This window comes from Caproicibacterium sp. NSD3, from assembly GCF_053613275.1.
Genome location: NZ_CM132119.1, coordinates 1,436,995 through 1,454,215, shown reverse-complemented (window position 1 = coordinate 1,454,215; position 17,221 = coordinate 1,436,995). Strand labels below are relative to the sequence as shown.

Below are 17,221 nucleotides of genomic sequence, written 5' to 3'. Positions count from 1 at the left end.
GAAGGGGGAATTATATGGAACAACAAGAAAAAAATGACGGTCTTAAAAAGGAAATTTTCAGCTGGCTGCGTACGATTTTGCTGACGATTGCTATTACATTACTATTTTGCCAATTTGTGGCAAGACCCAGCAGAGTAGACGGAAGAAGTATGGAAAACACCTTTTATAATAATGATATGGTCATTCTTTGGGAGCTTAATTACACACCACAGCGCGGAGACGTTATAGTGTGCAACAGCAAAAACCCGCTTAATGAGAACCTCATTAAGAGAGTGATCGCACTTCCGGGGGATCGGATTATGGTTCGAAATGGTACGGTTACTGTCAATGGGGAACAGCTTAATGAACCCTATGTGAAAGAAGCGGTATGGAGCGGATATAATGTTCAGATGACGGTTCCGGAAGGTAAGATCTTTTTGATGGGGGATAATCGAAATAATTCAGCCGATAGCCGCATGATTGGCCCTGTAGACGCTTCGGCAATTATGGGAAAAGCGGTATTTCGATTTTTCCCGTTCGATCGATTTGGTTCAGTTTCATAACTAAAATAGCATCTGTAAAAATAGGAAAAGCCCGGGTGAAATTCACCCGGGCTTTTCCATTATCAGGAGGAGATTGATCCAAAAGATTTTCTCTTATAATTATGTTTAGTCACCCTGTAGAGCGTCATATCCGGTTTCGCCGGTACGAACCTTTACGACATTTTCAACGTCGTAAACAAAAATCTTGCCGTCACCGATGTGACCTGTATAGAGCGTCTTTTTTGCAGTTTCAATTACCGTATCTACCGGAACGGCAGAGACGACGATATCAAGCTGTACTTTTGGATGGAGAGCGACATCCTCAATTCTTACACCGCGGTAGAATTCTGCATGGCCTTTTTGTGTGCCGCATCCCATGACTTTTGTGAAGGTCATGCCCATCACGCCGAGACGGTTCATAGCATTCTTCATGGCTTCTACTTTTTCTTCATTAAAAAGAATCGTGACTTTTGTCATTTTAGCGCTCGGTCTGCTGGAAACTTTGGGAGCAGGCATATGCGCTACAGAGAAGGCATGTTCTACGGAAGAGTTGAACGCGGTATCAAGAGAGACGTCACCATTGCTGATTCCATCCAGAACGGTTGGAGCCATCGGCATAAAGTCTGCATAGGAAGAAGCGATGCCGTGCTCGGTGATATCGAGACCACGAAGCTCTTCTTCTTTGCTGCAGCGCAGTCCAATGGTATGTTTTAGAATCTGGAACACAATGGTAATCATGATAGAAACAAAAATTGCTACGGAAATTACGCCGAGGAGCTGGATGCCAAGAAATTCTGCGCCGCCGCCATAGAATAGGCCTTTTTTCGTTGCGAAAAGACCAGTGAGAATGGTACCGCTTGCGCCGCACAGACAATGGACGCCGACTGCACCAACCGGATCATCAATCTTTAGCTGTTTGTCAATAAATTCAATGCCAAAAACTACGACAAATCCAGCAATCAGACCGATCATAGCAGCGCCAAAAGGATCGACTAAATCACACCCTGCGGTGATTGCGACTAAACCAGCTAGGCAGCCGTTTAGTGTCATCGAAATATCAGGCTTTTTATAACGGACCCAGGTAATGATCATAACAGTGCAGGTAGAAACGGCAGCAGCCAAATTTGTTGTCATAAAGATATGGCCAGCAGAAGCTGCCGGGGCAGCAGAGAGTGTATTGCCGTCGGCGCTGAGCATCCCTACGGTGGAAGCACCGTTAAATCCGAACCAGCAGAACCAAAGAATAAAGCAGCCAAGAGCGCCAAGGGTCAAACTGTGGCCAAGAATTGCTTTTGGCTTTCCATCTTTGTCGTATTTGCCGATACGGGGTCCAAGAATTTTTGCACCGATCAGTGCACAGATGCCGCCGACCATGTGAACAGCAGTGGAACCGGCAAAATCATGAAATCCGAGCTGCGCCAGCCAGCCTCCGCCCCAAATCCAGTGCCCGGAGATGGGATAGATGAAAGCACTGATACAAGCAGAATAAATGCAGTACGAAATAAATTTTGTTCGTTCTGCCATAGCACCGGAAACGATTGTCGCAGAAGTTGCACAAAACACGGTTTGAAAGATTACATAAGACCATTTGTCCACTCCGGCTGGCAGAGAATAGAAATTTGAGGCGATCATGGGATCAAACCATCCCATGATCGGATTGGCATCTCCGCTGGCAGCAATTCCGCCAAACATAACGCCAAAACCTAAGAGCCAGTAAATTGGGGTACCGATACAAAAGTCCATCAAGTTTTTCATGATGATGTTGCCGGCATTTTTTGCGCGGGTAAAGCCGGTTTCAACCATTGCAAACCCAGCCTGCATAAAGAAGACTAGCGCTGCTCCGACAAGTACCCAGGTGGTGTTTACAGCAGAAAAAATTGCAGTTGTATTACCATCCATAAATTTTACCTCCTCTATTATAAGTATGCTAAGGGGGGATATGAAAAAGAAGTGTGCCTGACCGAATCCGCAATTTCGATCAGACACACCTCTTTGTGCGCATTAAGTTTTAATGAATCATCAGTCCGGATAGAACAGCAGGTCGCTGTAAGTTGGGAACGGCCAGTATTTTTTCGAAGTGAGCATTTCCATTTTGTCAACACTCTCACGTAAAGATGTCATAGCAGGCAGAACCTCTTTGCAGTAAGCATCAGAAGTTGCTTTGTTTGTCTTTTTGGCGTCTGCTTTTTCAACAGCGGCACTCAAAGCAGACAGCTCTTCATAAGTTTTGTCAGTCAGATCGGATAGTTTTTCCAACAGGGAGCTTTCCATTGTGCATTTAAGTGCGCTGTTAACCGCTTTTTTGTGCATAGCAGAAAGGCTGATGCTGTCTGTATAGGCGGAGACAGCAGGAAGGATCTGTTTAGAAGTCATATCCATCATTGTTAGAGCTTCAATTTTGAGCGTCTTGCTATAGTTTTCGACCAGAATTTCATAACGAGAATGAATTTCTGTTTCAGTCAAGACTTTATGCTTTGTAAAGAGTTTAATGTTTTTATCGGCAACAAAATACGGGAGTGCATCCATTGTTGTAGGCAGATTCAGCAGACCGCGTTTTTTGGCTTCTTCCAGCCAAGCGTCGTTGTAGCCGTCTCCGTTAAAGATAATGCGTTTGTGTTCTTTAATGACGGTTTTGATCAATTTGTGCAAGGACTTTCTGAAGTCAGATGCTTTTTCCAAAACATCGGCGAATTCTTCCAGCTCTTCAGCAACTGCAGTGTTCAGAACAACGTTTGGACCAGAGACAGAGAGGGAAGAACCCAGCATCCGGAATTCAAATTTATTGCCGGTAAAGGCAAAGGGAGAAGTACGGTTCCGGTCGGTAGAGTCTTTTGGAAAATGCGGAAGAACGGTAACGCCGACTTCCATGCTTCCTTTATTTTTAGGATTGTAAGGTTTGCCGGATTCAATACTTTCCAGAATTTCTGTTAGCTCATCGCCAAGGAACATGGAGACAACAGCCGGTGGTGCTTCGTTTGCACCTAAGCGGTGATCATTGCCGGGAGTTGCGACAGAGATTCTCAGAAGATCCTGATATTCATCTACCGCTTTAATAACTGCGGTAAGGAAGAGCAGAAACTGTGCATTTTCCATAGGAGAATCGCCGGGCTCTAAAAGGTTGACACCGGTATTGGTGGACATAGACCAGTTATTGTGTTTGCCGGAACCATTCACACCGTCAAATGGCTTTTCATGAAGCAGGCAGTAAAGGTTATGTTTTTCTGCAACTTTTTTCATGATTTCCATTGTCAGCTGATTGTGATCCGTTGCTGTATTGGTATCTGTGAAGATAGGAGCCATTTCGTGCTGAGAGGGGGCTACTTCATTATGCTCGGTCTTCGCGAGGATGCCGAGTTTCCACAGCTCATCGTTTAAATCGCTCATAAAAGCAGCGACTCGAGGTTTGATTGCGCCGAAATAGTGATCTTCCATCTCCTGGCCACGGGGAGGCATTGCACCAAAAAGGGTACGTCCGGTTAAAACCATATCTTCCCGCTGATTATACATGTCACGGTCGACCAGAAAATACTCCTGCTCCGGGCCGACAGTTGTTTTCGTACTGGTAACGTCTTCGTTTCCGAAGAGCTTCAAAATACGCATAGCCTGTTTATTAAGAGCTTCGGTAGAACGCAGCAGAGGGGTTTTCTTATCCAGTGCTTCTCCTGTATAGCTGCAGAAAATGGTAGGAATGCAGAGTGAGTTGCCTTTGATGAAGGCACAGCTCGTAGGATCCCAGGCAGTATAGCCGCGAGCTTCAAAAGTTGCGCGCAAGCCACCGGAAGGGAAGGAACTTGCATCCGGTTCGCCACGGACCAGTTCTTTTCCGGAAAATTCCATAACGACTTTTCCATTTGCTTCTGGGCTGATAAAACTATCGTGCTTTTCAGCAGTGATGCCGGTCATCGGCTGGAACCAGTGGGTAAAATGGGTACAGCCATTTTCTACAGCCCAGTCTTTCATTGCATTGGCAACCGGATCAGCAATGGAGATATCCAATGGTTTGCCGTCTTCGATCGTTTTCCGCAGTGCCTTATAAGTGGTGTGGGGCAAACGTGCTTTCATAATGGTATCGTTGAACACCAGTTTTCCAAATAATTCGGGAATACATTTTGTTGACATCGTTCTTACCTCCTGATTTTAATCATAAGAAACGGTTTGACAAATTGAAAAGATAGAAAGATAAAACTCCTATCTTGCGCTCAAACAGCGGGGATAAACATAAAAAAAGGCGCTGCGGGAAAAACCCGCAGCGCCTTTGCTGTTATGCTTTGAATTATAAACCAGAGAGGCACAAATGTCAATGCTTTTTTGCAAAGATCTAAAAACAAGCGAAAGCAATGAAATATATTGACTTAACAAATTCAAGTTTGTGTGCTTTGATACATAAAATATAAACATATTAACTTTTTAATGCAAGTTTAAAATATAAAAATTCAAATTTTTCTAAAAAGGACTTGACCTTTTAAAACCAAGCGACCTATAATAGCAACTACAACAAATAAGGTGTTTTGCACAAAAACTTTATTTTAGAACGCAATTTCAAAATTTTCTTATTCGAGAGAAAAAATGAAGACCGTTTGCTTTTAAAAACTTAAAATTGTAACGGCCGAGGAGGAAACGACATGGAAAAAGAAGGTCAGGTGCGGATCCCGGCCGGTTGTGCGATTTCGGGCATTTTTTGTAAGGATGGGCGTAGAATCAGCGGAGGAAAGATGATTGATTCGATTGCTTTAATGCATGACCGGAGTAACGGATTAGGCGGTGGATTTGCGGGGTATGGAATTTATCCGGAAAATAAGGACAGTTACGCATTCCACGTATTTTATGACAGTCAAAAGGCCAAAGAAGAATGTGAACACTTTTTAGATCATCATTTTGATTTGGTGAACTTGTCAAAGATTCCGATTCGACGTCATCCGAGAATTACGGATGAGCCACTGATCTGGCGGTATTTTGTAAATCCTCTGCCGACCCGTTTAAGGGAAAGCCAGTTGGATGAACGCGAGTATGTAGTTCGTTGTGTCATGCGGATCAATACCCAGATTCCCGGAGCATATGTTTTTTCTTCCGGGAAAAATATGGGCGTTTTCAAAGCAGTTGGATATCCGGAAGATGTAGGAGAGTTTTATCGTCTGGATGAATATTCCGGATATTGCTGGACGGCACACGGACGTTATCCGACCAATACGCCTGGATGGTGGGGAGGAGCACATCCGTTTGCACTGCTCGATTATAGTATTGTACACAATGGGGAGATTTCTTCCTACGATGCGAATCGACGCTATATTGAAATGTATGGCTATAAATGTAATCTTCTCACCGATACGGAAGTGATCACCTATATCATTGATTACCTTAACCGCAGACAGGGACTTACGATGCAGGAAGTTGCCAGTGTGATTGCGGCACCATTCTGGGGAACAATTGAACATCGGCCGGAACCTGAGAGAAGCCAGCTTGCTTATTTGCGTAACACCTTTGCAAGCCTTTTGATCACCGGACCGTTTTCAATCCTTGTAGGTTTTTCCGGCGGCCTGATGGCACTCAATGATCGGTTAAAACTGCGGTCGCTTGTAGCGGCAGAAAAAGATGAGACCATCTATATTGCCAGTGAGGAAAGTGCAATCCGCAAGATTCAACCGGACCTTGACCGGATTTGGGCACCCCGCGGTGGTGAACCGCTGATTTTTCATTTAAATGAGGGGGTAGAGTGCTGATGAATATCAATTATGAGCTTCCGGCTTATGAGATTGTGCGAAATGAAGCGCGCTGTATTGGATGCCGTCTTTGCGAGGAACAGTGCGCGAATGAAGTGCATTCTTTTGATCAAGAGCATCATTTGATGATGAGCGACGAAATGAAATGTGTTAATTGCCAGAGATGCGTGGCAGTTTGTCCGACGAGGGCTCTAAAAATTGTTAAAAACGACGCGGCATTTAAAGAGAATCATAACTGGTCCCAGAGAGCGATGACGGAAATCTATCGTCAGGCGGAAAGTGGCGGTATGCTGCTTTCCGGCATGGGAACTCCAAATGATTATCCGAATTATTGGGATAAGCTGCTCATTAATGCTTCTCAGGTAACGAATCCTTCGATCGACCCACTCAGAGAGCCAATGGAAACGCGTACCTATTTGGGTAAAAAAGCTGCAAAAATTGTTCGTAATAAAAATGGTTCTATCTGTACAGAGACTACCCCGCAGTTAAAATTAAACATGCCGATTCTTTTTGGTGCCATGAGTTACGGTGCAATCAGCTATAATGCGCATGAGGCGTTGGCGAAGGCTGCGCAGAAACTGGGAACTTTTTATAATACCGGGGAAGGCGGACTTCATGAGGACCTTTATCAGTATGGTGCCAATACAATCGTCCAGGTGGCATCCGCACGGTTTGGAGTTCATCCGGATTATTTGAAAGCCGGCGCGGCGATTGAAATTAAGATGGGGCAGGGTGCAAAACCTGGAATCGGCGGACATCTGACCGGCAGTAAAATTGTGGAAGATGTTTCCCGAACCAGAATGATTCCGATGGGGACCGATGCAATTTCTCCCGCTCCGCACCACGATATTTATTCGATTGAGGATTTGCGGCAGCTGGTTTACTCTTTAAAAGAGGCGACCGAATATAAAAAGCCAATCATTGTAAAGATTGCGGCAGTACATAATGTCGCTGCAATTGCCAGCGGAATTGCAAGAAGCGGCGCGGATATTATTGCAATCGATGGCTTTCGTGCCGGAACCGGTGCGGCGCCTACCAGAATTCGCGATAACGTAGGAATTCCAATTGAACTTGCGCTTGCGGCAGTTGATCGCCGTTTAAGGGAGGAGGGAATCCGCGGCAACATTTCTCTGATCGTTTCCGGGTCTATTCACAGCTCTGCAGATGTTGTCAAAGCCATTGCTCTTGGAGCGGACGCTGTTTATATTGCAACAGCAGCACTTTTGGCGATGGGCTGTCACCTCTGTCGTACTTGTCAGATCGGCAAATGCAACTGGGGGATTGCGACCCAGCGACCGGACTTGGTAAAACGTTTGGACCCGGATGAAGCCAGCAGACGGCTTGTAAATCTCGTAAACGGTTGGAATCATGAACTGATGGAAATGATGGGCGGCATGGGCATTAATTCTGTAGAAGCACTCCGCGGAAACCGTTTAATGCTTCGAGGAATCGGTCTTAACGAAAAGGAACTGGAAATCTTGGGCGTTAAGCATGCCGGCGAATAAGGAGGAGAAAAGCATTGATGAAGTTAGAAGCAAGACAAATGCATTTTCGGACACTGAATGAGTTGATTCGTTCTGCGGCGGATCCCGATGTAGAGGTTGATCATTGTTTGGGGCAGCGTTATGTTGGAGCAGGGCTTTCTGCAAAGCATGTGGTGCTTCATGGAACTCCCGGAAATGCACTGGCAGCTTATTTAAATGGTGCGACGATAGTGGTGGACGGTAATGCGCAGGATGCTACCGGGGATACGATGAATGGCGGCGAGGTTGTGATTCATGGCAATGCCGGAGATGCTACCGGTTATGCTATGCGCGGCGGAAAGATTTTTGTGGAGGGCAGCATCGGCTACCGTGCCGGTATTCATATGAAAGCATATCAGGATAAAATTCCGAAGCTGGTGGTTGGCGGCTGCGCCGGAAGCTTTCTCGGAGAGTATCAGGCCGGCGGTGTGATTGTGGTTCTTGGAATCCATAATCCGTATCATTATCCGTTAGTGGGCAGGTTCTGTGGAACCGGCATGCATGGGGGAAAAATGTTTCTCCGTATGGATGAGCTTCCCTTTGATCTGCCCACGCAGGTGTGCAGCAAAAAGGCTGATGAGCAGGATCTAAAAGAAGTACGACCCCTTTTGGAGGAATATTGTAAATTATTTAGTGCGGATCTCAAAAAAATTTTGGATGCAAATTTTTATGTTTTGACGCCGAATACCGCAAACCCTTATAAAGCGCTTTATACACAAAATAATTAATCATAGAGTTTTTTAATCCAAGGCAGTAAAAAATATCATCATGATAAGACCCCTTTAGTGGTTGATGTTAAGTTAGCAATTTAGTTAACTGACAGCAATCCTAAAGGGGCTTTTGCTTTTTAAAGAGAAAAACATGTGGGCTTTTTTCTTGTGACCGTTTTGTGACCAAGCAAAATTATACTAAATCTCAAAATAGCAGTAAAACTGTATTTTAAATCATTGGAGTATTAGAACAACTTTTGCTGTAATTTGGAAGATTGTATAGACAATATCACAAAAAATTAAATTTGTAGAATCCTTTTTAAATATCTTTCATATTCTGACAAAGATGGGAGTAGGAGGTACATATTTAATGAAAAAAGACAGAAATTTATGGAACCGTATCGTAAGTCTTGTGCTGACGGTGGGTATGGTCTTTACGATGGTGCCGATGACCGCGTTTGCACAGGATACTGCGCAAACGGCATCCTCGTCTGCAGCTTCTTCAAAAAAACAGGAGATCCCCGCTTATTATACGGTGGAGTTCTATGCAGATGAAGCTGAGAGTCAGCTGATTTCCTCTCAGCAAATTGAAAAAGGAGGAACTGCGCTGGAACCGCGGGTATCCGGAAAAGATGGCTATTGTTTTACCGGCTGGGATCAATCTTTTTCTAATATTACCGGGAATTTGAAAATCCATGCACAATATCGTGTACTCGCTAAATACAAAGTTACCATTAACTATGTGTTTGGTGATGGTACGATGGCGGCTCCCTCTTATGTGGCAGAGGTCGAACAGGGAAAAGACTTTACAGCAAATGTTGTGTCTCCATCTGTTACCGGATTTATGCCGGACAGATCTGCTGTTAGTTTGAATGTGAGCAGCATTGCAGAAAATGCAACAGAAAAAGTTACCTATACGGCAGGAACGCAGACTTATACCGTAAAGCATCTGTTTCAGAATTCAGAAGCGACAGACTATATTGTGAACGACGGCTTGACGCAAAAGCTTTCGGGAGAGGCTGGCAATCAGACTGATGCGAAGGCGAAAACAGTCGAAGGATTTACATCTCAACCTGTGACACAGACTTCGATTGCTCCGGACGGAAGTACCGTCGTTGAAATTTTCTATGATCGTAATCAATATACTTTAAGCTATAATACGGATGGCGGCAGCTATATTGATCCCGTTATTTACCGTTACGGGCAGGCGATTGTTCAACCTCAAAATCCTACAAAGACCGGTTATGCGTTTGATGGATGGAACGAATCCTATTCGACAATGCCTTCTAAGGATCTTACCTTGACCAGTCAATGGAAGGCAACTGAAGCTAAGTATACGGTAGTTTATTGGAAAGAAAACGCCGATGACGACGGATATTCTTATGACAGCAAGGTGGAGCGCACCGGTTTAACAGGCACGGATGCGGATTATGATGCCCTTGATGAACCCGGATTCGAATTAAATCAGGAAAAAACGGATGGCAGCGCAGTTACTGTTTCAGGGGAAGGAACCACGATTCGTAATGTTTATTATCAGCGTAAAACCTATACACTCAATTTTAAAATTTATAAAGGAGGTTGGTGGAGTGGCAGTTGGCAGACTGCTTATACCCATACTGATATTAAATATCAGCAGTCTCTTCAAAAATGGTGGGACGAAGCGAGCAGCCAAAACAGTGAGTATCTTTGGTATACTTCCAAACATGGAGATACTTTTTATACAGCAGCTCCCACAATGCCGGAAGGCGGCTTGACGGTATATGGGCAAAAGTCGGATGGCTCAAGCACTATTTATTATTATGAATCTGGAACAGATCATCAAATCCACGATCCTTTTAAAGTGAGAGATAGTAATTGGCATTTTACAGAGGAAGACTTTATCAATCTTCCGGGCTTTACTTATCACTCTAATTATTATGGGGATTTTAATGATTACTATATTTACTACACGCGCAATTCCTATGATCTTGAGTTTATGACCAATGGTGGACCGGTGGTCGGAGATATAACCGGCATCCCTTATGAACAAGATATCTCCAATCAGGCACCTCAAAATTATCAGGTTGGAGTAACTACAAAAACAGAGAATGGAATCACCCTGTATTTTGCAGGCTGGTATGACAATGAGGCCTTAGCCGGAGATGCTTATACATTTGAAGGAAAAACCATGCCGGCGAAAGATCTGCTTTTGTATGCAAAATGGATACCGAAGCAAGTAACGGTTACTTTTGATACCCAGGGCGGAACCCAAATTGATTCTCAGACTTTTACAGCGGGTGGAACAGCCCAAAAGCCAGCAGATCCGACTCGCGGAACGGATACGTTTAAAGATTGGACCAGAAATGGGGTACCTTTCAGCTTTTCAACTCAGATTATGGAAGATACAACGCTTCAGGCAAATTACAGCACTAATACGACCGATATCTATACGATTAAATATGTAGATGCAGATGACCTTACAAAAGAGATCGCTCCTTCCGATACCGGCAGCGGTCAGCCGAACAGCACGGTTACGATTTCTGCAAAAGTAATTGATGGATATCAGCCTGTGGTTATGAGTACCAGTGTGGTTTTGAATCGTGATCAGATTGAAATTAAACTAGCTTATAAAAAACTGGATAACTGGAGTTATACGATTCATTATAAAGACACTTTGGGGACTCAGATCACAGCAGATACCACCGGAACTTCCAGCGCTGCTTCTATGGTCGCTTTTTATCAGGCGATTGGGGGATATCAGGTTCAGAATACCTCTGCAGTCCTCACAAAAGAAAATCATGAATATACGTTTGTCTATGACAAAATGGAACTCTATTCCGTTTACTATCAGATGGAAAATCTGGACGGCAGCTATACAACGTTTAAAACGCTGACTGGGAACCAGCTTCAATCCGCACCAGAAAAGATTCCGACAGTTGGATATGACGAAAAAGAGTATACTTCAAATGCCAATAATCCGCAGACTATTTCAGAAGGAACACAGTATGTAAAGTTCGATCTTAGAAGCTATACTATTACTTATCGCTACAATAGCATTGATGGTGAAATTTATAAGACCGACAGCTACAAGGTTGGGCAGTCTGTTACAGCGGAGCTGCTGCCGGCAGAAGAAGGGTATCATTTCAGCGGCTGGGTTGGAATGGTTGTTACAATGCCCTCTAATAATGTCGATGTTTACTGCAGTAGAGCAATTAACCAGTATACCGTGAATTTTGCAGTAAAATCAGGAAGCGAAACTTATGGAAGCCTTGATAAGTCAAGTGCAGCCGTTGATTATCAAAATTCGCTTAAATCTGATGATATTCCGACTACACTGCCCAATAATGAATGTTATTTTGTAGAATGGCAGAATCAGAATGGTCAAAAGGTGACCGTCGATGAAATGACGAGTGCAAAAGTAACCGGTAATACTACTTATTATGCGGTGTTTTCCCACAATGGAAATATGAATGCCGGAGTAAGTGCTCCTAATGTAGTAAAAACTTATGACGGCCACGCTTATGGAATCACGGTGGCGCTTTCCGGAGATGCCAAGGGCGCTGATGTCCGGTATATGGATGAAAACGGGAACTACACATTCACGCAGAGCCCCTCTTTTACTCACGTAAAAAGAAATGCCGCCGGGGGTGTGGAATCTTATGCGGTCAGCTATCAGGTGACCAAAGATCACTATACAGCTTATTATGGCTCTGCGACTGTAACCATTAATCCGGCTGTTTTAACTGCAGCTTACCATGGAAAAACGATCAATTATGCTGATCTCGAAAGTTATGATCCGCAGACGGATGTTGTGGTTTCCGGGTTCGTTAATCATGAAACAGATTCTACTGCATTAGAATACACTGCGCCGACCGTTGTAAAGCCGACAGTGTCTGGGTCGCATACGCTGACCCCGTCCGGTGGAAAAGCAAATGATTATAATTTCCAATATGAGAGCGGAACCCTTACGGTCGATCAGGCACAGCGTACCTTCACAGTTACCGGAGGAACCTTCACATATGACGGAAATGAGCATGGGGTTTCTTATGAAATTGCGCCGATTGCCGGAGCTACTGATGAGATTTTCTATAGTATGGACGGAACAACATGGCAGTCTGACCCAATTGTGCAAAAAGATGTTGGCTTTGTAACCGTCTATGTAAAAGCGGAGAACAGTAATCCAAATTATGCACCTGTGATTGGCAGTGCGGCTGTGACGATTAGTCCGAAGCCTTTGATAGGAACCTTTACGGCAAGAAAGACTTATGACGGAACCGCAGAAGCAAAAGATGTTTTGAGCAAGATGATCGTGACCGGAGCGGTTAGCGGAGATGAGATTCAGTATAACACCGACCATGTTACGGCGGTATTCGATAATCAGAATGCTGGTTCCAATAAAGCTTTGACCATCGAAGGAGTGGAGTTGAGCGGAGATAGTGCCAAAAATTATACTCTCTCCGTAAGCGGAACAGGTGTGATCGATCCAAAAGAGCTTTCAGCTAATGCCTTTGCAAAAGACAAAGTTTATGACGGAAATACTGATGCAAAAGGGACTTTTGGAAACCTTCAAGGGACCATCGGAAATGATCAGGTTACGGTAAGCGGTGGAAATTTCCAATTTGAGGATAAGAATGTTGGAACCGATAAAGCTGTTACCGTGAACGGGATCACACTTTCCGGAGACGATTGTGCCAATTATTTTATCAAAGACACAGCGTCTGCTGCTGCAAATATTACTGCAAAAGAACTGGCTCTAACATTTTCAGCCGACGATAAAACTTATGATGGTACAACGAACGCAATTGGGACTATCACAATTATGAATCAAATTATAGGAGAAGACGATGTCTCATTTGATTTTTCAAAAGTCAGTTTCCAATTTGATACGGCGGATGTTGGAACCGATAAAGAAGTTGCTGCTTCTGGAATTGCACTTTCTGGAAAAGATGCTGAAAATTATGCAATACCTCAAGTGCTTTTAACGAAAGCAAATATTACTCCTCTTTTTGTAACCATTGACATCAAAGTGAATGATAAGGAATATGACGGAAATACAGACGCAGTGATAGGGTCCAGCGAATTTAGTGTTCCCGACGAAATAAAGCAGCTGCTTAATGAAGCGGGAGTTACTATTAACACCAAGAATGCAAATGCGAATTTCTCTGATAAAAATGTTGGGGAAGGAAAGACGGTTGCGGTAACGGGAATTACTCTTGCCAATAACGCAAAAGGAAACTTTATCCTGCCTTCTGCAGAAGATACTACAACGGCGAATATCACAGCAAAACCGGTAACCATTGCAATTACAGCTGCTGATAAACCATACGATGGAAACCAGACCGCGACTCTTACCGGAGCTTCGTGCGATGGCTTGATCCAAAATGATCAGGTAGAAGTCAGCTGGGAGAAAGCAACAGCCACTTTTGACGATGAGCAAGTGGGAACAAATAAAACGGTGACTACTGAGGGAGTTGGATTAATAGGCAGTGATGCTAAAAATTATCAGCCAACTGTCGAAACAACAGAAGCCAGTATTACAAAACGTGTTTTAAAGCTTGGAACAGATGTTGTTTTCTCCGCGAAAGATAAGATTTATGACAGCACGGTAAATGCTGACGGAGTCATAGCTTTTAATACAATGAACCTCCTTGATTCCGATAAGAGCGGGGGAATGGCTGACAGTTCAAAAATTTTGGTGACAGCAGACTTTGCTTTTGCAGATAAAAATCAGGGCACGAATAAAACAGTCAATGTTACCAATATCAAGCTGGGTGGTTCTTCTGCAGGCAATTATGAACTTCTGGACGAAAATGGAAATCCACTGAATAAAGCATCAACTACAGCGGCAATTAATCCGCGCCCGGTTGCCATAACGGTGAATGTGGATTCAAAACCATATGATGGTACCACTGATGCGGACGGCAAAATCACAAGTGTCGATGGGATCCTTAATAATGAAGTAACAACATCACTTGATTTGCTTATTTTTGTAGACCCGAATGCCGGCGTTGATAAAGATGTGAATGCGGTCATTTCTCTTAAAAAGAATGAACTTGGAAATTATACTTTAAATCCAGTTGTTGCAAAAGGAACCATTACAAAACTGGAAGTTACATTGACGCTGACTCCAATCGATCGTCCCTATGATGGTACTAATGTAGTGGAAGTCACCGCTTCCCATAATTTTGATGAGGTAAAAATTGGAAATGATGACGTAGCGCTAAGCAATGTACCGATTACGGGAACCGTTGCGGCAGATGCTTCCGAAACTGCAAAAGAAGTTTTATTTGCATCCGAACCGGCTTTAACGGGATCACAAAGCGAAAACTATACTTTAACGGTGACAAAAAATCCTGTTGTAATCAGCAAACGTTCGGTTACGATTGTTGGAGAGACGGAGAGAAAAGTCTATTCTGGAAGTGAACAGTCTATTACGACTGCAAAAATTTCTAATGAAACGCCGCTTGTTTCCGGTCAGACCCTGAGTGGGTATTCCTACTCTGCGAAGGGAACAGAGAAAGGCATCTATAACGGAACATTCCAGAAAGAAAACACCAAAATTACAGAGAACGGGACAGATGTAACCGGAAATTATTCGATTGACTATGTTCCTGGAGCTCTTTCAATCGAAGCAAAATTGATTACTGCTGCAGATATCAGTTTGCAGGCAGAAAATAAGATTTATGATGGCAGCGATGAGGAACCGAAGTATACATTGACCGTTACAACGGTTGATGGGGAAAAAGTGCAGGTCGAAGCTGAAAGCGTGAAGTTCTCTGATGAAAATGTTTCTTATGACGGCAGCAATGTTGCAGATAAAGAGGTAACAGCAACAGGGCTAAAGCTGATAGGGGATGCTTCTTCTAATTATGAGCTGTCGGTTGATAACATTACAGCAAGAGCAAAGATCAATCCGGCTAAGGCTGCAGTAAGTGCAGATTTCAAAACAAAGACTTATGGAGATTCCGATCCGGAATTGACAGCGACTGTTACCGGAACAATTTCCGGTGAGACACTAAAATATTCTCTCAGCCGTGATCCGGGAGAAAACGCGCAGACTTATGGAATCCATGTGGCCCTTACCGGTGATTCTGCAATCCCTGGAAACTATCATATCAGTACACAGGACAGCACCTTAATCATCCGTCCTTATCAGATCGTCGAAGAAAATTTTGAGCTCAAGGCTTCGGATAAAGTTTATGATGGAAACAAAGCAGCAAAACAGTACACGATTATGGTAAAAGGTCTGCCAAATCAGGATCAGCTGACTGCGGCTGCCGGAAATGTTTTGTTTAACAGTGCAAATGTTGATGGTGCAAAAGAGGTAGAAGTGACTCATCTCAGTCTCAGTGGAGCGGCAGCGAAAAATTATCAGCTGCCGGAAATGCTTGCCTTGAAGGCTCCTGCGAAGATCACTCCTGCAAAGATTACAATTATTGGCTATTCAAACAGCTTTGTTTATAGCGGCACAGAGCAGACAGTCAGTGGTGCAGATGTTACGGGAATTTTGGAAGGATACAAATTTACCGTTGATCCGGATACGTTTTCCGTCAAACGCACAGATGTTGGAACAACTCAGATGGGACTCACAGACAGTATGTCGTATGATGTCTACAATGTTGCTTCTAACAGCACCCATGAGGAAGAAAATGATCCAATCACAGGGGCAGCAATGACCAGTTATTATCGCAATAATTATCAGCTTTCAGTAACAGATGGAGCAATTATCATTACTGCAGCTCCGGTAATTCCGCCGGTGGTTCCGCCCGTAACCCCGCCAACGACTCCGCCTATCAATAACAATATACCGACAGGTACGACGCCGAATGGTACGACTCCGGTAGCTCCTGCTCCGAAAATTGTAGCTGAGGAAACGACGACGGTGCCTGATCAGAACCCTCCTGCTGCTCAAAAAGCAGAAAAAGTACAGCTTCAGGATTCTCCTGCTCCAAAGGCAGTACCAACAGAGAATTGGGCACTTCTGAATTTGATCCTTTGTATTCTGACGGTGCTTGGTAGTGTAGCACTTCTGCTGACCTTCTTCCTTCGTAAAAAGAAAGAGAAAGAACAGGACGCAAATATCGCCTCAAGAACACAGAATGACCAGGAAAGCAGAGACCAAATGAAACGTCATGGAGTATGGCGTTTTATCAGCCTGATTCCGTCAATTGGTTCTATCGTTGCATTTATTTTTACGGAAAATATGAACAATCCAATGGCCATTTTTGATCAGTGGACAGCAATGATGGCAGTTATCACTGTGATTCAAGTCGTTATTATGATTCTTTCTAAGAAGAGATACGACAAAGAAAATCACGATGACGATCAAAAGAGAAATGCAAATGCGTAATTTGAATTAAAAAATCATTTTTGTAAAAATCAAGAGCAGTCGCTTTGAATTTTGAAGCGGCTGTTCTTTTTTAATTTCTATTATTTGAAAACAAACTTGCTTGCTTGCATATTTAAAACAAATTTCATATAATGAAAAAAGAAAATAATTTACAAAATATTCCAAAAGTCACCAAATCTATTTTTATGATGGAAAGGAGAAAGCAGAGTGAAACCATTTAAGGTTACAATGCTCGGTAAATTTAGCGTTTGCTGGAAAGACTATTGGATTGTAGAAGAAGGAATGCACATGAATAAACCTTTTGAGGTGCTTACAGATAACCATGCGAAAAGGTGACGTGTTCAGTCATTATAGTCGGAATCAGTTTGTATTGGTGTTACCGGTAAAAAGATCAAAAGACGGGAAGCAAGTTAAAAAACGT

8 protein-coding genes are annotated in these 17,221 nt (G+C 43.5%); 6 read left to right on the top strand and 2 right to left on the bottom strand.

All coding sequences use genetic code 11. From position 1 onward, the window contains the following. Positions 1–14 precede the first annotated feature (14 nt). Positions 15–542, top strand: coding sequence for a signal peptidase I (lepB, locus tag ACVS9P_RS07135; RefSeq protein ID WP_452102896.1), 528 nt, complete (start codon positions 15–17; stop codon positions 540–542). Positions 543–647: 105 nt separating this feature from the next. On the opposite strand, the gene ACVS9P_RS07130 is transcribed toward lepB, so the two are convergent. Together ACVS9P_RS07130 and ACVS9P_RS07125 are read right to left on the bottom strand one after the other, a co-directional pair. Further along, positions 648–2,420: an ammonium transporter gene (locus tag ACVS9P_RS07130; protein WP_452102895.1), complete on the bottom strand. Its 1,773-nt coding sequence runs from the start codon at positions 2,418–2,420 to the stop codon at positions 648–650. Between the two features lie 120 nt (positions 2,421–2,540). Continuing rightward, positions 2,541–4,640, bottom strand: a complete 2,100-nt coding sequence (locus ACVS9P_RS07125; protein WP_452102894.1) for a glutamine synthetase III family protein — start codon at positions 4,638–4,640, stop codon at positions 2,541–2,543. 503 nt (positions 4,641–5,143) lie between these two features. Here ACVS9P_RS07125 and ACVS9P_RS07120 point away from each other — a divergent pair. The 5 genes from ACVS9P_RS07120 to ACVS9P_RS07100 all read left to right on the top strand — a co-directional run bounded on the left by ACVS9P_RS07120 (position 5,144) and on the right by ACVS9P_RS07100 (position 17,136). Further along, positions 5,144–6,238: a class II glutamine amidotransferase gene (locus tag ACVS9P_RS07120; protein WP_452102893.1), complete on the top strand. Its 1,095-nt coding sequence runs from the start codon at positions 5,144–5,146 to the stop codon at positions 6,236–6,238. Beyond that, positions 6,238–7,743 carry a glutamate synthase-related protein gene (locus tag ACVS9P_RS07115; RefSeq protein WP_452102892.1) on the top strand — a complete coding sequence of 502 codons (1,506 nt, stop codon included), beginning with the start codon at positions 6,238–6,240 and terminating at the stop codon, positions 7,741–7,743. Before ACVS9P_RS07120 ends, ACVS9P_RS07115 begins: the two co-directional genes overlap by 1 nt. Before the next feature lie 17 nt (positions 7,744–7,760). Beyond that, entirely contained in the window at positions 7,761–8,489 is a 729-nt protein-coding gene (locus ACVS9P_RS07110; RefSeq protein ID WP_452104682.1) for a GltB/FmdC/FwdC-like GXGXG domain-containing protein, read from the top strand. 352 nt (positions 8,490–8,841) lie between these two features. Further along, positions 8,842–16,800 (top strand): YDG domain-containing protein, encoded by a 7,959-nt coding sequence (locus ACVS9P_RS07105; protein WP_452102891.1) that lies wholly within the window; start codon positions 8,842–8,844, stop codon positions 16,798–16,800. A 207-nt stretch (positions 16,801–17,007) separates the two neighbouring features. Further along, entirely contained in the window at positions 17,008–17,136 is a 129-nt protein-coding gene (locus ACVS9P_RS07100; RefSeq protein WP_452102890.1) for a hypothetical protein, read from the top strand. The last annotated feature ends 85 nt before the right edge of the window (positions 17,137–17,221 follow it).